Raw genomic sequence first — 22,507 nt, forward strand, 5'->3', positions numbered from 1 at the left:
TGCCGGGATGACAGCCTGTGCCGTGATCAGTTTGGTGGTTCGACAGTGAAGGGAATTTCAACCCGTTGCAGTTTTGCCCGATCCATTGCCTGCTGAGTCAATGTCTTGAGCAACGCCTTCATCTCGGCGTCTATCAGACTCAGCTCGGCGGCATACTCCTCTTCAGTCATGATCCGCCCCGGAGCGAACTCGCTTTCCTGTTTGCCCAACTCTGCGGCGAGCACCCGAATGTCCTCCTTCAGCCGGGCTTTCTCCTCAAGTGACAGGGTGGGTTCAGTCGCCCTTCTCTCCAGCGCCGTGTAGAACTCTGTGGTCGCATCGATTCGTCGCCTGAAGGCTTTGAAAGCACTCCGATTGGAACCCTGGACATAAGACTCCCAGAATGGCTGCTCGATGATCGAATCGCGCAGTAGATCCCCCTCCTCCAGACTGAGCACACGCCGATAGGCACTTTCGATCATCTGGGGAGTGACACCGGAGTGCGTTCGAAACTGCAGGTCACGTGACTGCCAGGGTAGATCCAGTCGACCGGCCAGGTCCGTCATGTAGGCCAGATGGGTCTCGACCTCATCAATGGATCCCGTGTACTGGCCAGTTTCCGGATCGAAAACCCTGAATGTCTCATTGTTCTCCAGTCGCTCGGCAATGTGCTTATGGGCGATCCGGCTCAACTCATCGAGCCGCGATTTGCCCCTGGCCAGTTGCAGCAGTTCGGCCTCTACCAGACTCGGGTTGGCAAGCTCATAGGCCTCATGAATCAGCACTTCAACGCCCATCGCATTGAACAGCTGCGCGCCGGCATCGACGCAATGGGTGGTCTCTTTCGCCAGGACAAAAAGATTCTTGCGCAGTTCGCTGTCTTTGGACATGGCCTCCAGCATTCGCCAGAGCTTGCTCGTCATGTCCACCCTGAATGCCGGATCGTTCTGGAAGTGCGCGGACTCGGTGAGTTTCCTGATCTGGTTGAAAAACGGCACCGAGTCGAACTCGTCTTCGACAGCATTCCAGATGGGCTGCCGGGCGACCCATTCAGGTCGCGTCATGCCCTCTTCCCAGTCAAGACTGTCGCGCACGCCGCGAGGCGGATAGGGACGATCAGGGTCCATACCGACGGACCGGATGTAATGCCTGAGTGTCTGGAGATTGAATTCCGGCAACCACTGGGGCTCACGGCTCAAGAGCGTGCGAGCCATCAGCTCCGCCTGGACGGAGCCTGGCGCAACCGCAGGAATGTAGGTGATTTCGTTGTGCCGCATATCCAGGTAAAAATGCCGGAACCGCGGCTGGGAAAACAGGCCGTCGGGCCAGGTGCGAATGCCGGTATCCGCCAGGTACAACGAATGCAGATTGCGCATATGGCCGATATCAGGAACTCGCCCCAAAGGGTTCCCCTGCAAGTCCAGGGTCTGAAGCCGGGTAAGGTTTCCGAGGTCGGCCACCGATTGCCCATCCAGCACGATTCGATTCCCGCGCAGGGTCAACTCCATCAGCCCTCGCATACGCCCGATGACGTGAGGAAGCCGTGTCAGTGGGTTGTTATCGAGGTTCAACGACCGAAGCCGCGGGAAGTGGTCGAGAAAAGAAACCTGTGCATCGATCAACTCGGTTCGGTTCAAGTTGAGTCGGGTGACATGATTGAAGTTGCCTTCCAGGGTCGGCATTGTCCCCAGGTGCCGCCCCAGCGGGACATCTTCAAGGTTGAGTACCACACCATGCAGATTCCCGTATGGATCCACATCCCGCTGGCCGATTCGCTGCCAGGCTTCCCTGATCGCTTTGTACAAAGCGTTTCTGGACTGCCATTCGGCGATGCCGGCAGCGCTGAATCCGAAGGCCTCGGTAGGCGACTTCAACCAGCGTTGAAAATTGGCGTTCAGCCGGTTGAATTCTGCTTCAAGCGCGCTCGCCCGCTCTTCCACGCTACTTTCACTGCCGCCGCCCTCCAGATAGACCTGGGCCTCGGCCTCTGTCCAGCCGGGGCGAACGATCCGGACCCGTTCTTGCGGCGTCAGCCTTCCGGTTACCTGGCGGACACCTTGAGTGATGCCTTGCATGCCACCACGCAGTTTCATCGTGGCCGGGTCATAGACCGGTTTGCGGATCGGGTTATCCGCCAGAAGGGGGTTGAGGGTGTCGCGTGGCAACGGCGCTGTTTGAATGGCCTGTCTCAACTGCGCACCTTGATTGATCTCATACCCCAGCGCGTTTCGTTCAGCGTCAGGCAAGGCATGCAATACGGAAGCGTAAAGGTTGTCGGCCCCATGCAGATGATTATCTTCGGCATCGCGTGCCTGGTATTGGCCATCCTCGTTGACCAGGACTTTGCGTATGGCGGCATCTGCCGAGCCGACACTGTCGCGCAACGGCCCGTCGAATGAGTATTCACGGATTTCGATCCGAACGTTCTCGGGCCAATTCGGCAACGTCTGCAATGAATGCAGCGCCAGCCGTTCAGTATCCACAGTGTCTGCAAAATCGAGGAACAGCCCTTCATAGGCGCGTGCTGTTCGCAACGCCTGCAAGGTCATGCGCACGCGCTCCCTGAGTTGCAAGGGTATGCGCGATGGCTCCGTGATTTTGAGCAGCTCTTCGGCGTCGAGACTGGCCAGCAACTCCCCGGCCACCGAAGTGGGGAGTTCGTCAAAGGCGTCCTGAAGCACCAGCACTTGAGGGTTGCTTGTCTGTTGCTGCCGACGGATAAGCGTATCGAACAGAACTGCGCGCTGCTTGTCGGCGTGCACGGCAAGCCTGCTTTTCAACGCTTCGATGCGGATGAGCTCGTCAGTGGATATACCCTGCCCGAGCATCGCATGGATGTCGCTCTCATCAACGAACTTCACGGCGAGCTCCGGAAGTTTCCCGGCGCGGACCTCGGCGTGGGTTATCTTCAGCGTGGTGGCCGGCGACGCATCGACATTGCCATACTTGATCGAAGGCCCCCGACGCTCGGCCCCTTCAAAAACCTCGATGCCTTTCTGCTCGGGCCATCTTGGCAGCTCTGCCAGTAAACGAGGCACCTGCTCAACGAACGCTTGCGGGACTTCACTGGCCAGAATCTGCTCGGGCAGCTTGCGCACATCAGCCCACGCCTTGAAGCGTTCGATCGTGTCGGTCAGCAGCGCTGGTGGCGGTTCGCTCACGACATGCAGTCTGCGCAGGACGTCTTCCTCCACACCGCTGGCAATACGAATTTGCTCCAGCGTGGCATCAGAGAAACCCTCGACCGCCGGCCCCATGCGGCGCATGAGTGTGGTTTTGTCCCACTCAACGGGGCGGTCCAGCTCGGTTTTCCAGGCCCCGGCACCGTTGTGCGCAAGTTTTGGCTGATAAGCTCCCGGCCTGTTCGGGTGCCGCAGGCGTGGCTGGCCAGTGTGTGGATCCTCACTGACGACGAAATACCTGTTCTCGTGCTTCAGGATGTCTTTTTCGTTGTGCCGATACAGGCCCTGCTCGCTTGGCTTTGCCCCTTGTGGCAACGTCATGTCGTACTCGTAGGACTTCAGGTCCGCATTCCAGAGGCGGATCTTGCCGTCAGGGAGCTCAACCTGTTTCAGCTGGTTGATAAAAGACGATGGTTTGACTGGCGCAGGCGTACCGCCCGGCAACACATGCCCGGCAGCCATGATTGCCAACTGGGCGAAATTGATCATGACGCCGGTGAGATGGGCAGCGGCGTCTTCCTTGTCCCCTTTGCTCCACTCTTCAATCCCTTCCATGGTTTCGAACAGCATCTGCCCGACCATCGCAGCCAGAACCGCCTCCCCAAGGCCCGGGACCAACATGGCACCAAAGTTGAACACGTTCCAGCCGATATTCAGGTAGCTGGTCAGCCGATTCCAGCGGGTGGCACTGTCTTCATCGTCGGTCGGCACGGCGATCTGTCGCGCATCGGCAATCGCTTTGTCCACCCGCCACCGACTAAGCTGCGGCCAGAGATCGCCTGAAATGACATTGGTAATGGGCTCCGCGTCGGGGTTCTCGACCGCGTTCTCTCGCCACCACGGCCCCATGTCCAACGGCTCGCGCTGCGTCCAGGTAAAGGTCGTGAACCGCTCCCGGACTCGGCTGAAGAATCTGCCCTGGTCTTTGTGCGCCACGAACCGACTGAAAAACTGTTGATAGTCCGAGGTGCGCAATTGGCTCGTCAGCGTCTTCATGAAGTCGGTGAACGAGGCATATTCCTTGAGCGGATGATCGGGGTCGTCGGGAACATAAGCGATCAGCCTTCCCTCCAGACGACTTTGTTCATGGATATCGTCGCGGCGAAACACTTCCTCGACCATAGCGCTGGGACCGTTGGCAAAAAACGCCTTGAGCACCTTGAACTGCTCAAACTCCTGCCCCGGTAGAAGCATCAGCCTACGCGACCACTCCATCATCGTTCGCCGATGTTCTGGAACCAGGCTGTCAAAGGTTGTTTTGATGGTCGACGGATCAGCCACGGCACTGAACAGCACAATACCGGTCAGCTTGAACCCCATGAGTGACAGTCGATGACAGTGCAAGGGACGATTACCCAACCGTATGTCCGTCTTGTCATCGCGCACTTGTTGCAACTTCCCATAGACATCGGAAGTGATGTCCTTCTTCAAATAGGCTATGAGCGCCGATTCGTTGAAAGCTGCTTTTTCACTGGCAATGGACTGTAACTCAAGTATTGCCCTGGCCTCGACATCTACAGGCCTCAGCAAAGCCGTGATGTGTCGTTGATACTGCGCTCCGATGTCCAGTGTCCGACACAGGGCTGCAAACTTCTCGACGGTCAGTTCATGGCGCAAGGGAGCGCCTTCGGCGTCCGTCGTAAAGACGCCAGAACCCTCGCGAAATGCCCCCGCCAGGGTTTCAGGTTCTTCGAAGTTATGCAGGGCGGCTTCCAGCAGTGTGGAGTGTCTGAGTCGACTGGCATTCGTATCGACGGCACCAAACCCCAGTTTGGCGGGAACATAAAGCCGCAGTGACGTCGCCTTGACATCCAGTTCCAGATTCAACTGTTCCTTCAACGCCTGAACGAGCAACGGTTCAGCGAACCCTTTAATATCCTTTTGCAAATCCCCCAGTGTTTTGTCCAGCGTGTCCCGCAAACCCCAGTGTTCATTAATGAGCTCTTTCAGGTATTGGCGGTCGATACCACGTGCATTGCTGTACCACTCGGGAAAGGCGGGTTTCAGATCAGTGATCGATGCAAGCCTTGAAACCGGTGCATTTTTCAGCAGCGCTGGAATGTTCCCCACTAAATAATCGAGGTACTTGTTTTCGTTGTCGCCAACCGCCACCGGGGAAGCATCCGGGAGCGGCACTTTTGATAATTCATTCATTTTTCGCAACTGTCCCTGTGCGCGTATAAGAACCACCAGCTTATTCAATACACCCGATAACAAAAGATTAAATAACTGCTGTAAAACCAGAATAAACGCCCAACAACATTCAACTTCAGAACCTGAAAAACAATTAAATACCACCCTGACAACCACCGTGGCTGATCCTGCTCGTCAACGGTAGTTTTGACCCGATCTTAAAGGCGCTAGAATGCGAGACAGTCCAGCGCTTACTGCGTGGAGCCTTCGACCATGCGTCTATCCGAATTCATCGTGACTCACGTCGACCGCATCGTCGACGAATGGGAGCAGTTCGCCCGAACCATAGCCCCCGACCCTGACTCCATGGACCGGACGCTCCTGCGCGACCACGCCACATCGATCCTGTTGGCCGCTTCCCGCGACATGAAGACCGCCCAGACCGCCCGCGAACAAGCGGCCAAGGCCAGGGGCGAAGGCCCGGAAAAAACCCCGGGCCTGGAGAAGGCAGCCGCCAGCCATGGCGAGCTTCGGCATAACGTGGGGTTTGATCTGGTGCAGATGACCTCTGAGTTCCGGCATTTGCGGGCCAGCGTGATTCGCCTGTGGGTCAACAGCCTGGAGTCGCCGGACGTGGCGTATTTGCAGGACATGATCCGTTTCAACGAAGCCATCGACGAAGCCCTGGCCGAGTCCACTGCGGCCTACGCCGAGCAGGTCAATCGTTCAAGGGACATCTTCCTGGCCATTCTGGGCCATGATCTGCGCACCCCCTTGCAGGCGGTGAACATGTCCACCGAGATGCTGCTACGCAAGGCCAAACTGGACACCGACGCCCAGACCTATGTGACAAGCATCAAGACCAGTGCCCGGCACATGGCTGCGATGGTCAGCGACTTGCTGGAGCTGGTACGCAGCCGACTGGGCAGCAGCCTGCCGATCGAACCGGCACCGATGGACCTGGCCGCCACCGCAAAAGCTGCGCTGGACGAAGCCGGCGCCGGTCAGCCCGGCTGTAACTCGCAACTGATTGTCGAGGGCGACACCCATGGCATCTGGGACCGCACGCGCCTCGGCCAACTGCTGCAAAACCTCATCGGTAATGCCTTGCAACACGGTGCCGATCACCGTCCGGTAACCCTGAGCATCATCGGAGAAAAAGATCAGGTGACGCTGGCCATGCACAACCATGGCGAGCCGATTTCCGCCGAGGCACTGCCGACGATTTTCGACCCACTGGTACGCAGCGCCAGCGAAGAACTCGCCGGCCCTTCCACCAGCCTTGGGCTCGGCTTGTTCATCGTCAAACAAGTGGTCGACGCCCACCAGGGCACGATCGAAGTCAGCTCCAGCGAGGCCGAGGGCACGACGTTCAGCGTGGTATTACCAAGGGTGTCGCGGGTGGTTTCCTAGACGCAGGTTTAGTCTGCTATTCGACCAGCAACCGCCCCAGCCGCTGCCTGAGCATCCGGTTTTCGGTGCGCAGTTGCTGCACTTCTTCGAGCAGGTCGAGCGCCAGGGCGACGCCTTCCCATTCCAGCTCAAGGTCTCGGTGCAACTTGGCGGCACGCCTGGCGACCGCCAGTTCATAGTCGTTGAAACGCCAATCCTTAGGCTGCGCGCCCTGAGGTTCGAGGATGCCGTGTTCGACGATTTCGATCACGTAGACGTCCGGTAAATCGGTCGCCTCACAGAATTCTGCCATGTCCAGTTGAACGATCAGGGGGTTGCTCATGATTGGCTACTCCTTCTCTTGGATCAAAAATGCTCCCGCGGATTAAAAGCGGCTTTCTTCGCCAGCTCTTGCCACAGCGCCTTGACGTCATCGTCAGTGTGTTTAGGCATCACCGCCTTGAGTTGCACGAACAGGTAACCGCGATGGCCAGCCTTGTTCAGCAAGCCGTGGCCTTTGGCGCGCATGCGCTGGCCGTTCTGGCTACCGGCTGGAACTTTCAGGTTAATCTTGCCGGTGAGGGTCGGCACCGCGACTTCCGCACCCAGCGCCAGCTCCCACGGGGCCAGCGGCAGGGTGATGATCAGGTTTTCACCTTCAACATCGTATTTCGGGTGCGGCGCAAAACGAATAGTCAGGTACAGGTCGCCATTGGCGCCGCCACCGACACCCGGTGCCCCCTGGCCCTTGAGCCGAATGCGCTCACCATCGGTGACACCCGCCGGAATCTTCACGTTCAGGCTTTTGCTGGTATTGCTGACATGCTGGCCGGCCGCGTTGTACTGCGGCACCTGGAAGCTGACCTTCTTCGATTCGGTCGACAGGGTTTCTTCCAGAAAAACCGGTAATTCCATTTCCACGTCTTGCCCTCGACGACCGGCACTGCGGCCTGACTGTCCACCACCAAAGCCACCACCACGGTTGCCGAAAATCGAACTGAAGAAGTCCGAAAAGTCACCACTGTCCTGACCGCCACCAAAACCACCCGCACCACGCCCCTGCCAACCCGGCGGGCCCTGGAACGGTTGGCCATGCTGGCCGTATTTGCGCAGGTCGTCGTATTCGGCGCGCTTGTCGGCGCTTTTCAGCGCTTCATAGGCTTCCGAGACATCCTTGAACTTGGCCTCGGCGTCCTTTTCCTTGCTGACGTCGGGGTGGTATTTGCGCGCCAGCTTGCGATAGGCGGCCTTGATCGCCTTATCGTCAGCAGTCGGCTCCACACCGAGAATCTTGTAATAGTCTTTGAAGTCCATCGAGGGAATCACCATCCGTTATCGATATCGCGCAGCCAGGCACAGCATGCACTGATTGGCTGCCACAGGCTTGACCGATCTCAAGTATATGATCGGACAGCGCATCAGAAGTTTATCGGCAGCTCGAGCGGATCACTTGATCACCGAGTGGCTGCCACGCCATGTCCGTATGTTTGGGGAACAAGGATAGTCTTTCAAGTGAGCGGTGACCTTGAATTTAGCGGATAGTCGGCCTTCGATTCTGCGCCGCTCTGACATACACTGCGCGGCCGTTTTTTAACCGGAACCTGAAAGACATGAAAAACGCATCTCCGGCCCGTGCCTGTGGTATCGACTTTGGCACGTCCAACTCCACTGTCGGCTGGCTGCGCCCTGGCATGGAAACGCTGATCGCGCTGGAGGACGAGAAAATCACCCTGCCGTCGGTGGTCTTCTTCAACATGGAAGAACGCCGCCCGGTGTACGGCCGGCTGGCGCTGCACGAGTACCTGGAAGGCTACGAAGGCCGCTTGATGCGCTCGCTCAAAAGCCTGCTGGGCTCCAAGCTGATCAAGCACGACACCAGCGTCCTGGGCACGGCAATGCCGTTCAAGGACCTGCTCGGGCTGTTCATCGGCCAATTGAAGAAGCGTGCCGAGACCGCCGCCGGTCGAGAATTCGAAGAAGTGGTGCTGGGGCGTCCGGTATTTTTCGTCGATGACGATGAAATGGCCGACCAGGAAGCCGAAAACACCCTGGTGGACGTAGCCCGCGCCATCGGTTTCAAGGACGTCTCGTTCCAGTACGAACCGATTGCCGCAGCGTTCGACTATGAGTCGACCATCGAAAAGGAAGAGCTGGTGCTGATCGTCGACATCGGCGGGGGTACCTCGGACTTCTCCCTCGTGCGCCTGTCCCCTGAGCGACGCGGCCATGACAACCGTCACGACGACATCCTCGCCACCGGCGGCGTGCACATCGGCGGGACCGATTTCGACAAGCAACTCAGCCTGCAAGGCCTGATGCCGCTGTTCGGCTACGGCAGCCGGATGAAAAGTGGCGCCTACATGCCCACCAGCCACCACATGAACCTGGCGACCTGGCACACCATCAACTCGGTGTACTCGCAGAAGTCGACCCTGGCGTTGGGCAGCATGCGTTACGACATCGAAGACACCGGCGGTATCGATCGCCTGTTCAAGCTGATCGACCAGCGCGCCGGGCACTGGCTGGCAATGGAAGTGGAAGAAACCAAGATCCAGCTGACCCATGCCGACAGTCGCCACGTGCCGCTGGACCGGATCGAACCGGGCTTGAGCGTCGAACTGAGCCGGGCGTTGTTCGAGTCGGCCATCGACAACCTGCTGGAGCGGGTGCGCAACAGCGTGAGCCAATTGCTCAACGACGCCAATGTGCGTGTCGACCAGGTGGATACAGTGTTCTTCACGGGTGGTTCGAGCGGGATTCCGGCGCTGCGTAACAGCGTGTCGGCGATGCTGCCGAACGCGCAGCATGTTGAAGGGAACATCTTCGGCAGCATCGGCAGCGGCCTGGCGATCGAGGCGATGAAGCGTTACGGCACCTTGGCCTGACACAACCCCTGTGGCGCGCCCATCGCGAGCAGGCTCGCTCCCACACTGGATCTCCTGTGCACACACTATTTGTGAACACAGGTGAGCAAATGTGGGAGCGAGCCTGCTCGCGATGAGGTCAGTCCAGGCACTACAAATGCCAGATCAAACCATCCCGATCAGCTTCAACTCGCTCTTCAGGTACGCGTAATAAATCGGCCCCGCCACCACCCCCGGCAGGCCGAATGCGGCTTCGAACACCAGCATTGCCAGCAACAACTCCCAGGACTTGGCACTGATCTGCCCACCGACAATCCGTGCGTTGAGGAAGTATTCCAACTTGTGGATAAAGATCAGGTAGCCCAGCGCCGCCACCGCAACCCAGATCGACAACGACAAGCCGACGATGGTGATCAGCGTGTTGGACATCAGGTTGCCGATCACCGGCAGCAAGCCCAGCAGGAAGGTCAGCACGATCAGGGTCTTGGTCAACGGCAGCTTGATCCCGAACAGCGGCAGGATCACCGCCAGGAAGATCCCGGTAAAGAAGGTGTTGAGCAGGGAAATCTTGATCTGCGCAAAGACGATATTGCGAAACGCTTGAACCAGCAGGTGCAAACGATCGAACAGTGCCGCCGCCAGGGGTTTGCGCTGGGTCAGGTCAGGGATGCGCTGCAAGGCGATGATCGCCCCCAGCACCATGCCGATCAGCAACGTGACGAACATGTGCGCGGCGTCTTTGCCGACCAGTTGCAGGTCGCTCAGGTGTTTGCTCAGCCACTCGCCGATGGCCACGCGAAATTCAGCGGCGCTGGCGGGCAGGTAAGCGTCGATGAATGGCGGTAACTGGCCCCGCGCCTTGTCGACCACCAGCATGAATTTGTCCAGGGAAGCCCCGGGGTTTTCCGCTTCATGCAGCAGAAAACTGATAGCACCGGCAAAAATCAGCGCCAGTACACTGACCACCAGCGTGCCAAGCAAGGCCACGGCCAGCCAGCGTGCGCGCCGCCCTTCGATCAGTCGTTGCAACTGCGGGGTGAGCATGTTGACCAGTTCGAACACCAGTAACCCGGCCAGCAGACTGGGCAACAGTCGCAGCGGTATCACCAGCAGTAGCCCACCAAAAATGATCACCCAACTGACCAACAGCAACATGTGACGCTGAGAAAACGTTGGCATACAGCCTCAAAACAAACGGCGTTAAAGGATTGGCAGTCTGCCAGCCTTCMGACATTGAAGCGAGCAAACACACTCCCGATGGAACAGGAATTCTCCTGTGGGAGCGAGCCTGCTCGCGATGGCATCACCGCGGTCGTCAGTCATACCGAGTAGCCTGAATCGCGAGCAGGCTCGCTCCCACACTCGACCGTGTTTTACTCAAACGGATTATTTTTTCTTCAGGCAATCGCTCATGAAGGTTTTGCGCGCATCACCTTTAAGCGCCTGCGCGGTAGCGGTGGCGTTGCAGGTTTTCATCTTCTCTTGTTGAGGGGTCATCGGCTTGGCTGCTTCTGCCGCCGGTGCGGCTTTCAGGCAGGTACTCATAAAGGCTTTGCGCTCATCACCCTTGAGGGCTTTCGCGGTGGCGTCGGCGTTACAGGTGGCCATTTTGTTCTGCTGAGCCGTGGCGGCAAAGCCCTGGGAGCAGAGCAGCAGACCGATCATCAACAAAGGGATACGCAGCATCTTCATGGAGTTTTCTCCTTGTTACCGCGCCGATGGGCACGGCCTCGAGGGGGAGTGTAGACAAAGCCCGTTACACCTTCACCTACTATCCAGCGTGGTCCGTCGATACTGCTCCGGCGTGCAACCGGCCTGGCGCTGAAACATCGCGATAAACGCCGACGACGTGCTGTAGCCCATATCGAAGGCGATCTCCTGAATGCTGCGCGAGTTGTCCAGTGCTTCGATCGAAGCGAGGAAACGCAGGCGTTGGCGCCACTCACCGAAGCTCATGCCCAGTTCGCGGACAAACTGCCGGGCCAGGGTTCGTTCGCTGACGTGGATTTGCTCGGCCCACTGCGCCAGTGGCCGATTGTCGCCCGGTGATGCCTGCAAGGTTTCGAGCACACCGAGCAATCCGACGCTGCTGGCGTAAGGCAAATAACAGTTATGCACTGGCGCTTGTTGAAGCTGATCGACCAACACCTCGGCCAGGCGCTTGTCTGCCGGGCGCTCGGGGATCTTGACGTCGCGGGCAGCGAAGTCCTTGAGGATCGCCTTGAGAATGTCACTGATCGCCAGCGTGCAGGCCTGTTGCGGCAGGTCGCGACACAGTGGCGGCGAGAGGCACACCGCGCGGTAATTGATCGGCTGGTTGCTGTAGAAACTGTGCTCGGTCTGCGGCGGCACCCACACCGCGTATTGCGGCGGCGACATGAAGCGGCTGCCGCCGATTTCCATGTGCAATACGCCGTGGGCCGAATACTCCAGCGTGCCCCATGGATGGCGGTGAGCCGAGGCAAAGCGGTGAGCATCAAAGTCGGCATAGCGGAAGTACACGGGGGCCGGCAGTTCGCTGAAATCCAGCAGATCGATGTGTTTACTGTTCATGCTGTCTGTCATCAGGGGCAGGTTGTCTGGATCGAAGTATAGACGCGCATCCAGACAGGGGATAATCACCCCCGTCATTAACGTTCTGGTTTTTCCCATGCAATACGCTTATCCCCTGCTGGCCATTTTCATCTGGGCCGGCAATACCGTGATCAACAAACTGGCAGTCGGCGCGATCTTTCCCGCCGAGATCGGTTTTTATCGCTGGCTGCTCGCCGGAATGCTGTTCACGCCATTCATGCTCAGACCGGTGATGCGTCATTGGGCGGTGATTCGCCCGAACCTGGGCAAGGTCTTCGTCCTCGGCGTGCTTGGTATGGCGGTCTATCAAAGCCTGGCCTACTTCGCCGCAACGCTGACCTCGGCCACCAACATGGGCATCATCCTGTCGCTTATGCCGTTAATGTCGCTGGCCATGGCCATTATCAGCCTCGGCCAACGACTGACCGCCGGCGCGCTGGCCGGTGCGGTGCTGTCGTTTGCCGGCGTGCTGGTGGTGGTTTCGTCCGGCAGCCTGGGTGCGCTACTGGAACACGGGGTCAACCTGGGCGATGCGATGATGCTGATCGCGACCCTGGCCTATGCGGTCTACAGCACCTTGCTGAAAAAATGGCAGCTGCGTTTGCCGCCGCTGGTGCTGTTGTATTTGCAGGTGCTGGTGGCAGTGGTGGTGTTGTTTCCACTGTTCATGGCCTCGCCCAAAGTCGGCCCGACTTTGCAGAACATTCCACTGGTGCTTTATGCCTGCCTGCTGGCCTCGATGCTCGCGCCACTGGCGTGGATGCAAGCGGTGGTGCGTCTGGGGCCAAGCCGAACCACGCTGTTCTTCAACTTGCTGCCATTGATTACCGCATTGATTGCGGCGGTGGTGCTGCATGAGCAACTGGCGCTGTATCACTTGGTGGGTGGAGTGCTGACGTTGGGTGGGGTGATTCTTTCGGAGCGTTGGACCTTGGCGTTGGGCCGCAAGACCTGCGTTGCCTGATCTGACCTCATCGCGAGCAGGCTCGCTCCCACATTGGATCTGTGTCGTTCACAAATTCCCTGTGGGAGCGAGCCTGCTCGCGATGAACGATAACCCGATCAAACTCCTTACACTCCCGCCGCCTTCAACCGCTGCGCATGCTCGACAAACAACCGCACCGGATCCGCTCCCTTGCCCACCAGCCCCAGCGACTGGTTGACGATGTCGAAGTGATCCAGCGGGTACTCATCGCCAATCACCGTGCCCAAGTGCGAGCTGTAGCGCCCGACCATACCGTCGCAATGCCCCGCTTCGCGGACGAAGGTGGTGGCGAACAAGCGACAGCTGCGGTTAGTGCCGTCGAACAGGTTGCCGCCACGGTCGGTCTTGCCCGATTGCAAGGTCCCTGACCACGAGTAATAGCGCACGCCGTTGACCAGCTCCGGCCCATGCCCGCCCCAGGTCTCGGGCAATCCCTGTGGATAACACCGGTTGAACAACGCAACCCCTTCGCTGGTCAGCGAATTGTGCGAGGCATGCACATCCACCGGCCATTTGTGCCTGCGATGACCGGTTTCCAGCAGCCCCATCAGCCACGCAACCAGCTGCAACAAGGCGCTCAGCACACGGCCTTTTGCACTGTCGGGCGGACAGTGTCTGTGCAGGTAGTCCGCCAGCTCCGAGCCATGGTTAGGCCCCGCTACGGAGGTCACCGAGGCTACCTGGTCCGGGCGCTTGGCGGCCGCGTAACGGGCGGTCAGCGAACCTTGGCTGTGGCCGATCAGATTGACTTTGCCCGCGCCGGTTTCGCGCAATATTTCATCGATTTGCACCAACAGCTCTTCACCGCGCACTTCGTTGGAGTTGACCGGCGAAACCTGAACCGCGATCACTGTCGCCCCACCCCGGCGCAGCGCCGAAATGATCCCGTACCAGTAGGGGTAGAACAGCAGGCGAATAAAGCCGAGCATTCCCGGGACCAGCACCAAGGGATAACGCGTGGCGGTCTCTTGCGACATGGGCAGACATCCTTGTGATCGAGTAAGAAGGCCCAGGGCGGGATGCAAGTTGTCGCTCACGAGCATCGCCACCGAGGATGACACCTTCACGACCAGTCTATGACATTCCAGCCCCCCTACTTCAAGCCCACGCGGCGGCAATCAGCAGAAACACCCAGGCCATTTCAAAACACCCTGGACAGCGCCAACAAGCGTTGCTCAGCCTCGGCAGATGAAACCGCAAACGTCCGTTCGGCGGATTCTTCGCCTTCGGCCGCGACCACGGTGATGTCGTCGATGCCGATAAAACCCAGTGCGGTGCGCAGCAGCGGATCGGCGTGGTTCATCGCTTCATTCTCGCCACCGGGGCCAAAACCAAAACCGCCACGGCTGGTGATGATCAGGGCTTTTTTCCCCTTCACCAATGGCTCGTACTGGGCGATGCCATTGTCCAGCGAGTGATTGAAGGTCAGGCCCAGGCGCACGATCTGGTCGATCCAGGCCTTGAGGCCGCTGGGCACGCTGAAGTTGTACATGGGCGTGGAGATCACCAGCAAATCGTGGTCGAACAGCTCGCCGACCAGTTCATCGCTGAGCGCCAGGTCGGCCTGCATCGACAGCGGCCGAGACCCGGGCTCAGGATAAAACGCCGCGGCGATGAACGCTTCGTTGACCGGCGGGATCAACGCCCGACCGACTTCACGACGGCTCAACCGCGCGTGCGGATGATGGGTCTGCCACGCGGCAAGAAACACTTCGGCCAACCGCCGTGAGTGCGAACGGTCACCACGAGGACTGGCGTGTATTGCAAGAATCTTACTCATCTGAATTTCCTTGAAATGACTAAACCTGAAAGATCAAACTGTGTTGAAGCAGCTGGCTTTAAGCTTGAAGCGCACAGCCACCTGTCTTCAAATGAGTAAAAGTCAGTCAGGATGAATCCATTTCATCCATGGAGTTTTCGGATGTTTGCCTCGCTGCCCCTGACCGCCCTGCGCGCGTTCGAATCCGCCTCACGGCTGCTGAGCTTCAAGGCGGCTGCCGATGAACTGTCAGTGACGCCGACAGCGATCTCACATCAAATCCGCTCGCTGGAAAACTGGCTCGGTGTGCCGTTGTTCGAACGTTTGCCGCGCCGCGTGAAACTGACCGACTGCGGTGAAAGGCTGTTCCGCAGCCTGCATGGCGCCTTGCTCGAAGTGGCGCATAGCGTCGACACCCTGCGCCCGCAACGCAGCGGCAGCACGCTGATGATTTCCACCACGCCAGCCTTTGCCACGCTGTGGCTGGTGCCGCGCCTGGGGCGCTTCTACGCCAGCCACCCGAACATCAAACTGCGGCTAGACACCCACTGCGAGGTCATCGACCTGCATCAGGACGCGAGTGTCGACCTGGTGATCCGCTACAGCCTCGACGACTACCCGAACCTCTATGGCCAGTGCCTGTTCGATGAGCAATTCGGGGTCTACGGTTCGCCCGAGCAAGTCGCCCTGGGCAGCAGCCGGACACCGACGCTGATCAGCGTGAATTGGCACAATTCCAGGCTCTACGCCCACGGCTGGGAAGCCTGGTGCGCACAAGCCGGGGAAACCTGGCTGAGTCGCCATCCCGTCACGCGTGAATACGACGAAGAGCATTACGCCCTGCAAGCGGCGATTGCCGGCCAGGGGCTGGTGCTGGCGAGCAATATTCTGGTGTCGGAAAGTGTCGCCAGTGGTTTGCTGGTGGGGTATCGCCCTGAGGTTCAGGTGGATGGCGCCGGCTACAGCGCACTGTGTGTGCCCGGTCGCGAACGGCATCCGCCCGTGCGGGCGTTTTTCCAGTGGCTGGATGAAGAGGCAAAGCTTTCGGGGCTTTTGCCAAAATCGCAGCCATCACACGAACGCCCGTAGGTGCCGCCACTGGCTACGATGATCGTTCCCACACGTGGGAACGATCACTGACAGCCGACTATTTGGTCGGCTTGACCGTCGCCGGCGCCTTGCCCGCCTTCATTTGCGCCAACAACGGCACGCACTGATTCGGCTCACCGCCACTCGGCGCCACCAGCGCCAGCAGCCCCGCCGCCGGACCGGCAATCACGCCCAGCGCCACCATCCCCGCGCCCCGCAACATCAGCGGCACGCCCTTCACGCCGGTATCCGGCTTGATGAACTTACCGCGCACATACAGCGGCGAACGCAACGAGATCACCCGCACGCCCTTGGACTCTGGCGTGATGGTCAGGTCGAGCTGCTCAGTGGCCATGTTCGCCGTGCCGTCGATGTAGACGATCGCGTTCTCGGTGTCGAACACAAACAGCCGGGAGGTCGCCAGACCGTTCTTGACGTCGAAGTCGGCCGCCGCGCAATTGATCTTCACGTCCTGGTCGCCAAAAATTTTCCCGACCACATAATTGCCGACATTCAGCCCGGCCAACTCCATCAGTTGGCGACTGATCGCACCGTCGTTCATCAACAGCTTCAGATCACCATTGGAGCTGCCCAGCAACGCGGCCACCGAGTTGCCGTGACCCGCGAGATCGGCGTCACCGTTGAGTTCCCCAAAGCTGGTTTTCATCGTCTCGAAGCTCGGGAACAGTTGCTTGAGCTTGAAGCCGCGCGCGGTCAGTTTCGCCCGTCCTTCCAACGGAACGACAAGGCCGTTCAGACGGACCTGCGCATCGAGCTTGCCGCCCGCGACGCCAAAGCGCAGCGGCTCCAGGCTGATCTGACCATCGTTGAGCACCAGGTGCGTATAGAGATCGGTAAACGGCAGCTTCTCGCTTTGAACAATGCGTTTGCCGGTGAATTCGACATCCGCGTCCATATCGCGCCAGCGCTCGGTATGGAACTCCTCGACCGGCAATACCTTGTCCGCCGGCTGCTTGCTTTCGCCGCCCCGGGCCTTTTGCTTGGCATTGGAGTCGGCGCCGATCAACGGCGCGAGGTCGGCGAACAGCAGTTGATTGGAGACCACCGCGCCACTGAGCTTGGGCCGTGGCTGGCTGGCGACATACGTCAGGTCGCCGTGAATATCGCTGCTGCCGATGGTGCCGTTGAATGCCTCGTAGTGGAACGTCGCACCGTCCGCCTGGCGCAGGTTGGCGATCAAGTGACCGTCGGTGGTGTAAGGCGGCGAAGCCGGCAGGGGTACACCGGTCAAGGGATAAAGATTGCTCAGGCTGGTGCCGGCCAGTTTCAGACGCAGGTCCAGCGCACCGAGGTTCAGCGGGTCGGTCAGGGTGCCGGCCAACTCGACGCTGGTGTCGGCAATCTTCACCTGCGCGTGCAACGGGAACGGCTTGGCCGCGTCCTGTAATGCCAGCAGCCCGCCAACCTTGCCTTCGCCCGCGAGTTTCTGACCGTGGTACTGGCCTTTGACCTTCAGTGCGAATGCATAGTCTTGCGGCGCCGAGCCCTTTTCCAGGGCTTTCTTCGCGGCTTTATCACCGACGATGTCACTGAACGGAATCGGCTTGCCCAACAGGTCGATCAGCAGGTCGAGCTGTGTGTTGAGGCTCTGGTCATCGAGCGTGACGTGGCCCTTGTCGAAGCCGATTGCTCCGATGTCTACCACCCAGCGGGACGGTTCGGCGTTCGGGTCCTTCGGATCAAATTTGAAGGTCCAGTTGGCGCGGCCATCAGCCAGACGCTGCAGATCGGCATTGGGTTCGGTGAGGTCGATGCGTGGAATCACTACCCGTTGCGCCAATAGCGCCAGCGGCGAGACCCGCAGCTCAACGCGTTTGAGGCTGGCCATTTGCGGCTTTTTCGACCAGTCCGGGTTGCCCAGGCTCAAGTCCTCGGCCACCACATGCGGCCACGGCACCCAGGCGCGCCAACCGCCTTCATCAACTTCACGCTTCCAGGTCACCGTCAGGTTGCCATTGATGGCGAAGGGGCGGTGCAGTTCTTCGGAGACTTTGCTGTTGAGCGGCGGTTTGATCCGGTTCCAGTCGAAGAACGCGATGATCACCACCAGCAGCGCCATCAGCAGCACGAGACTGCCAACAACCCAAGCGAGAATTTTACGAGTGCGCGTCATTGCACGGGGCTCCTGATTACGACTCAGCGCCAGAACTGCGACGCACATATGAAACGGTAGGCCAGAATCGGCGGATTATAGAAATTACGACTGGCAAATGGCTCACAGGTTTAACGCCCTTCCATTCGGGTATAAAAAAACCATTTTTCCTGACCGGTCAGCCAGCTTCCGTTACCCATCCTCGCGCTTTTTCGTCGCGCGAGTGAGTCGAAAATACCCACCTCGGTGCAAAAGCGTTCCGCGGAAACGTGTGATCTAGAGGCTTTCGGCCGAACAATCAATTCCGTTGATTATTACCATTGCCTTTATGAACTTTTATATCGACTTATCGAGAGTAGCATTAACTTCGTACCCACTTTATAGCCCTCCCAAGGAGCAGCCCATCATGAAACGCCAATTACTGCTTAGCCTGACCCTTTCGATGTTAGCCAGCACCGCTTTTGCTCTGCCAGCTGCCGATCAGGCAACTCCACAAGTCAAATCCAGCCATACGGCTTATAGCCAAACGGTTGCCGACGGTGCGAATGGTAACGAACGTCTGAAAGAAAAAGGCCTGATTACTCAGGACGGCTACGACAAGACACCACAAGGCCAGATCCTTGCCTCTGATGGTTCCGATCGCACTCCACAAGGGCAGACCCTGGCTTCCGACGGATCCGATCGCACCCCACAAGGTCAGACCCTGGCTTCCGACGGTTCCGATCGCACTCCACAAGGTCAGACCCTGGCTTCCGACGGATCCGATCGCACTCCACAAGGTCAGACCCTGGCTTCTGACGGATCCGATCGCACTCCACAAGGTCAGACCCTGGCTTCCGACGGTTCCGATCGCACCCCACAAGGTCAGACCCTGGCTGAAGGTGGTGGTGACCGTGTGATCGAACGCAACGCTAGCCTGAGCTAAGGCCATGCTGGCCCGGAAAAAAGCCCGATCTCCTGGATCGGGCTTTGACTTTATGTAACTCGCACTCCCCGCCCCACCTTCCTTTACACAAGTTCGACGCCATCAAAGCTGATTTGCTAGAGTGCGCCGCTGTCCTTGATTAGAAGTCAGCCGCCTGATGCTGCCCCGCGCCGAACAGAAACAACAGACCCGCAACGCCTTGATGGACGCTGCCCGCCACCTGATGGAATGCGGCCGAGGATTCGGCAGCCTGAGTCTGCGTGAAGTGGCGAAAACCGCTGGTATTGTCCCGACCGGTTTCTACCGGCACTTTGCCGATATGGATCAGCTGGGGCTGGAACTGGTCAGCGAAGTCGGCCAGACCTTCCGCGAAACCATTCGCCTGGTGCGCCACAATGAATTCGTCATGGGCGGAATCATCGATGCCTCGGTGCGAATTTTCCTTGATGTGGTCGCGGCCAACCGTTCGCAGTTCCTGTTTCTGGCGCGCGAACAATATGGCGGCTCGCTGCCAGTGCGCCTGGCCATCGGCACACTGCGCGAGAACATCAGCTCGGACCTGGCCGCCGACCTGTCCTTGATGCCCAAACTGCAACACCTCGATTTTGCCGGGTTGTCGGTCATGGCCGACCTGATCGTCAAAAGCGTGTTCGCTACCCTCCCCGACATCATCGACCCGCCCGCCGAAGCCTTGCCCGTTCACCTGACGCCACAGGCGAAGATCACTCAGCAACTGCGCTTTATCTTTATCGGTCTCAAACACTGGCAAGGCCTGGGCAGTACCGAGTAATCATTTAAAAAGATCGCAGCCTGCGGCAGCGCTCTTTTTATGCGCTACAAAATGGTGCGCACAAAACCTGCGCGCACCAAACCCACCCGCACTTATTCAAAATCCCGCAACATCCAGAAACATCTTCTACGCTCTGACAGGGTTTTCCTACGTCTCGTCCGATTGGCAAGCCCCTTGCTCTAGCCTGAGCATTGTCCTTTGCTGGAAGCCTTCCAATGCTGGTGATTCATCGCAGAATCGACCCTCAACCCGTCTGGGCCGCCGAGTTGCACCTGAACTTCGAGGCGCGCAGTAAAAGTCGCCTGCGCTGTTTCAGTGCCGAAGGTGAAGACGTCGGGTTGTTTTTGGAGCGCGGGCAGCCACCGCTGTACGACGGCGAATGCCTGGAGGCCGAAGACGGCCGCATCGTCCGCGTCTGTGCCCGCCCCGAACAACTGCTGCACGTCACCTGCGCCAATACGTTCGAACTGACCCGCGCCGCCTATCACCTGGGCAATCGCCACGTAGCCCTGCAAGTCGGTGATGGCTGGCTGCGCCTGCTCGACGATTACGTGCTCAAAGCCATGCTCGAACAGCTGGGTGCGCACACCGCAAACATCGAAGCACCGTTCCAGCCGGAGCACGGCGCCTATGGCGGTGGCCATCATCATTCGCGGCACGGCGACGAGGACTTCAACTATCCGCCGAAACTGCACCAGTTCGGCGTACGCACGTGAACCCGGCCTGGGCGCTGCTGCGTCTGGCCAGCCCGCAATTGCCGATTGGTGGCTACAGCTATTCCCAAGGCCTGGAAATGGCTGTGGATAACGGCCGCGTAAACGACCCGGAATCGGCCAAACGCTGGATCAGCGATCAGTTGCTGCTGAACCTGGCGCGTTTCGAAGCGCCGCTGCTGCTCGCCCATTGCACTGCCGCCGCCAATGAAGACTGGCCGCAGTTGCTGCAACGCTGTGAGGAACACCGCGCCAGCCGGGAAACCCGCGAGCTGCATCAGGAAAGCCGGCAAATGGGCTATTCCCTGCAGCAACTGCTCAACGGTTTGCCGGAACTGGATGACGCCGCCCGCAGCTTTCTCGCACAACGCAGCGAACCGCATCTGGCCCTCGGCTGGGCGCTGGCCGCACGCGCCTGGCAGATCAGCCCGCAAGACGCACTCGCCGCCTGGCTCTGGAGCTGGCTGGAGAATCAATTGGCGGTGTTGATGAAAACCCTGCCACTGGGCCAGCAAGCCGCACAACGGCTCACCAGCGAACTGCTGCCGCTGCTGCAGCAGGCCCAGCAGAACGCCTCAAGCCTTGACCCTCAACATTACGGCAGCGCCGCTTTCGGCCTGTCCCTGGCATGCATGGCCCATGAGCGCCAGTACAGCCGCCTGTTCCGTTCCTAGGGCCTGTTATTTTGGAGAATCACATGAACACACAACCTCTGCGCGTCGGCATCGGCGGCCCGGTCGGTTCCGGCAAAACCGCGCTGACTTTGGCCTTGTGCCTGGCGTTGCGTGATCGCTACAACCTGGCAGTGGTCACCAACGACATCTATACCCGCGAAGACGCCGACTTTCTGGTGCGCAACGAAGCGCTGGCGCCCGAGCGGATCATTGGCGTGGAAACCGGCGGCTGCCCACACACGGCGATCCGCGAAGATGCATCGATCAACCTCGAAGCAGTGGATCAACTGAACCGACGCTTTCCCGGTCTCGATCTGATTCTGGTGGAGTCTGGTGGCGACAACCTGTCGGCGACCTTCAGCCCGGAACTCTCGGACCTGACGATCTACGTGATCGATGTCTCGGCCGGCGACAAACTGCCGCGCAAGGGCGGACCGGGGATCTGTAAATCCGACCTGCTGGTGATCAACAAGATCGACCTGGCGCCGCTGGTGGGCGCATCGCTGTCGATGATGGACAGCGACACCCAACGCATGCGCGGCGGCAAGCCGTTCGTCTTCAGCAATCAGAAAACCGGCCAGGGCCTTGAGGAAATCATCGCCTTCATCGAGCGCCAGGGGCTGCTGACCGCAGCCTGAAACTTATCCACAGGCGTTATCAACAAGGAAGCTTACTCATGACACTCAAACGCATCTTCGCCGCCGCAGCCCTGCTGCTCACGCCCGCACTGGCCTTCGCCCACCCGGGCCATGGCGACAACGGTTTGCTGGCCGGTATCAGCCACCCGATTGGCGGTCTCGACCATTTGCTGGCGATGCTGGCTGTGGGGTTATGGGCCGCGCAACAAAAGGGCGCAGCGCGTTGGGCACTGCCGTGTACCTTTGTCGGCGTCATGCTGATTGGCGGCCTGCTCGGGTTTGAAGGCTTGAACCTGCCGGCGCTGGAAAGCGGGATTGCTGCTTCGGTGCTGGCGCTGGGCCTGGCGGTGGCATTGGCGGTGCGTCCGCCGTTGAGCCTGGCGATTGGCGCGACAGCGCTGTTTGCCTTGTTCCACGGCGTGGCGCATGGTCTGGAGTTGCCGGAGATGTCCAGCCCTTGGGCATATGCCGCTGGCTTCATTGCCGCGACTGCCGCCCTGCATGCTGCCGGTTATGCAATGGTGCGCGTATTGCCTCAGGCCGCTGCGCCGCTGGTTCGGGTGGCGGGTGCTGCGTCGGCGGCGACAGGGTTTTGGTTGCTCGCCGGCTGACGAAACCAAGGCGGCCAAACGTAGCAGCTGGCGAAGCCTGCGTTCGGCCGCGAAGCGGTCGTAAAATAATCAACCGCGGTTTTTCA

Annotated in this window: 19 protein-coding genes; 10 read left to right on the top strand and 9 right to left on the bottom strand. The window is 59.3% G+C overall.

The features are described from left to right. Positions 1 to 26: 26 nt before the first annotated feature. Positions 27 to 5,315 carry an NEL-type E3 ubiquitin ligase domain-containing protein gene (locus tag AC1DHT_RS20430; protein ID WP_427538299.1) on the bottom strand — a complete coding sequence of 1,763 codons (5,289 nt, stop codon included), beginning with the start codon at positions 5,313 to 5,315 and terminating at the stop codon, positions 27 to 29. 252 nt (positions 5,316 to 5,567) lie between these two features. On the opposite strand from AC1DHT_RS20430, the gene AC1DHT_RS20435 reads away from it, so the two are divergent. Further along, complete coding sequence (locus AC1DHT_RS20435; RefSeq protein WP_427538200.1) at positions 5,568 to 6,707, top strand: sensor histidine kinase; 1,140 nt, start codon at positions 5,568 to 5,570, stop codon at positions 6,705 to 6,707. A gap of 16 nt (positions 6,708 to 6,723) precedes the next feature. On the opposite strand, the gene AC1DHT_RS20440 is transcribed toward AC1DHT_RS20435, so the two are convergent. Both AC1DHT_RS20440 and AC1DHT_RS20445 read right to left on the bottom strand, forming a co-directional pair. Further along, on the bottom strand, positions 6,724 to 7,029 hold the full coding sequence (locus tag AC1DHT_RS20440) for a chaperone modulator CbpM (RefSeq protein WP_427538203.1): 306 nt from the start codon (positions 7,027 to 7,029) through the stop codon (positions 6,724 to 6,726). 23 nt (positions 7,030 to 7,052) lie between these two features. Then, positions 7,053 to 8,000 carry a DnaJ C-terminal domain-containing protein gene (locus tag AC1DHT_RS20445; protein WP_427538206.1) on the bottom strand — a complete coding sequence of 316 codons (948 nt, stop codon included), beginning with the start codon at positions 7,998 to 8,000 and terminating at the stop codon, positions 7,053 to 7,055. Between the two features lie 296 nt (positions 8,001 to 8,296). Between AC1DHT_RS20445 and AC1DHT_RS20450 the strand changes: the two genes are divergently transcribed. Continuing rightward, positions 8,297 to 9,571, top strand: a complete 1,275-nt coding sequence (locus tag AC1DHT_RS20450) for an Hsp70 family protein (protein WP_427538209.1) — start codon at positions 8,297 to 8,299, stop codon at positions 9,569 to 9,571. A 144-nt stretch (positions 9,572 to 9,715) separates the two neighbouring features. Here the strand turns inward: AC1DHT_RS20450 and AC1DHT_RS20455 are convergent, their stop codons facing one another. The 3 genes from AC1DHT_RS20455 to AC1DHT_RS20465 form a co-directional block, all read right to left on the bottom strand. Further along, complete coding sequence (locus AC1DHT_RS20455; protein ID WP_427529537.1) at positions 9,716 to 10,729, bottom strand: AI-2E family transporter; 1,014 nt, start codon at positions 10,727 to 10,729, stop codon at positions 9,716 to 9,718. A 207-nt stretch (positions 10,730 to 10,936) separates the two neighbouring features. Next, positions 10,937 to 11,242: a PsiF family protein gene (locus AC1DHT_RS20460; protein ID WP_019693799.1), complete on the bottom strand. Its 306-nt coding sequence runs from the start codon at positions 11,240 to 11,242 to the stop codon at positions 10,937 to 10,939. A 72-nt stretch (positions 11,243 to 11,314) separates the two neighbouring features. Continuing rightward, positions 11,315 to 12,103 (bottom strand): AraC family transcriptional regulator, encoded by a 789-nt coding sequence (locus AC1DHT_RS20465; protein WP_427538212.1) that lies wholly within the window; start codon positions 12,101 to 12,103, stop codon positions 11,315 to 11,317. A 97-nt stretch (positions 12,104 to 12,200) separates the two neighbouring features. On the opposite strand from AC1DHT_RS20465, the gene AC1DHT_RS20470 reads away from it, so the two are divergent. After that, positions 12,201 to 13,088 carry a DMT family transporter gene (locus AC1DHT_RS20470; RefSeq protein WP_427538215.1) on the top strand — a complete coding sequence of 296 codons (888 nt, stop codon included), beginning with the start codon at positions 12,201 to 12,203 and terminating at the stop codon, positions 13,086 to 13,088. Between the two features lie 107 nt (positions 13,089 to 13,195). Here the strand turns inward: AC1DHT_RS20470 and AC1DHT_RS20475 are convergent, their stop codons facing one another. Beyond that, on the bottom strand, positions 13,196 to 14,086 hold the full coding sequence (locus tag AC1DHT_RS20475) for an esterase/lipase family protein (RefSeq protein ID WP_427538218.1): 891 nt from the start codon (positions 14,084 to 14,086) through the stop codon (positions 13,196 to 13,198). A 164-nt stretch (positions 14,087 to 14,250) separates the two neighbouring features. Beyond that, a complete protein-coding gene (locus AC1DHT_RS20480; protein ID WP_427538221.1) occupies positions 14,251 to 14,889 on the bottom strand; it encodes an FMN-dependent NADH-azoreductase in 639 nt (212 codons plus the stop codon). 141 nt (positions 14,890 to 15,030) lie between these two features. Here AC1DHT_RS20480 and AC1DHT_RS20485 point away from each other — a divergent pair, with 141 nt between their 5' ends. Then, positions 15,031 to 15,957, top strand: coding sequence for a LysR substrate-binding domain-containing protein (locus AC1DHT_RS20485; RefSeq protein ID WP_427538224.1), 927 nt, complete (start codon positions 15,031 to 15,033; stop codon positions 15,955 to 15,957). 58 nt (positions 15,958 to 16,015) lie between these two features. On the opposite strand, the gene AC1DHT_RS20490 is transcribed toward AC1DHT_RS20485, so the two are convergent. Next, positions 16,016 to 18,091 (bottom strand): AsmA family protein, encoded by a 2,076-nt coding sequence (locus AC1DHT_RS20490; RefSeq protein ID WP_427538227.1) that lies wholly within the window; start codon positions 18,089 to 18,091, stop codon positions 16,016 to 16,018. Positions 18,092 to 18,476: 385 nt separating this feature from the next. On the opposite strand from AC1DHT_RS20490, the gene AC1DHT_RS20495 reads away from it, so the two are divergent. The 6 genes from AC1DHT_RS20495 to AC1DHT_RS20520 all read left to right on the top strand — a co-directional run bounded on the left by AC1DHT_RS20495 (position 18,477) and on the right by AC1DHT_RS20520 (position 22,421). After that, complete coding sequence (locus AC1DHT_RS20495) at positions 18,477 to 18,995, top strand: WD40 repeat domain-containing protein (protein WP_427538230.1); 519 nt, start codon at positions 18,477 to 18,479, stop codon at positions 18,993 to 18,995. 157 nt (positions 18,996 to 19,152) lie between these two features. Beyond that, positions 19,153 to 19,785, top strand: a complete 633-nt coding sequence (locus AC1DHT_RS20500) for a TetR family transcriptional regulator (protein WP_427538233.1) — start codon at positions 19,153 to 19,155, stop codon at positions 19,783 to 19,785. A gap of 215 nt (positions 19,786 to 20,000) precedes the next feature. Continuing rightward, on the top strand, positions 20,001 to 20,501 hold the full coding sequence (gene ureE, locus AC1DHT_RS20505) for an urease accessory protein UreE (RefSeq protein WP_427538236.1): 501 nt from the start codon (positions 20,001 to 20,003) through the stop codon (positions 20,499 to 20,501). Then, positions 20,498 to 21,172 carry an urease accessory protein UreF gene (locus AC1DHT_RS20510; RefSeq protein WP_103316275.1) on the top strand — a complete coding sequence of 225 codons (675 nt, stop codon included), beginning with the start codon at positions 20,498 to 20,500 and terminating at the stop codon, positions 21,170 to 21,172. Before ureE ends, AC1DHT_RS20510 begins: the two co-directional genes overlap by 4 nt. Before the next feature lie 23 nt (positions 21,173 to 21,195). After that, positions 21,196 to 21,810, top strand: a complete 615-nt coding sequence (gene ureG, locus AC1DHT_RS20515) for an urease accessory protein UreG (RefSeq protein WP_054595395.1) — start codon at positions 21,196 to 21,198, stop codon at positions 21,808 to 21,810. A gap of 38 nt (positions 21,811 to 21,848) precedes the next feature. Continuing rightward, on the top strand, positions 21,849 to 22,421 hold the full coding sequence (locus tag AC1DHT_RS20520; RefSeq protein ID WP_427538239.1) for a HupE/UreJ family protein: 573 nt from the start codon (positions 21,849 to 21,851) through the stop codon (positions 22,419 to 22,421). Positions 22,422 to 22,507: the final 86 nt, after the last annotated feature.

The organism is Pseudomonas sp. 05N432 (assembly GCF_056396945.1).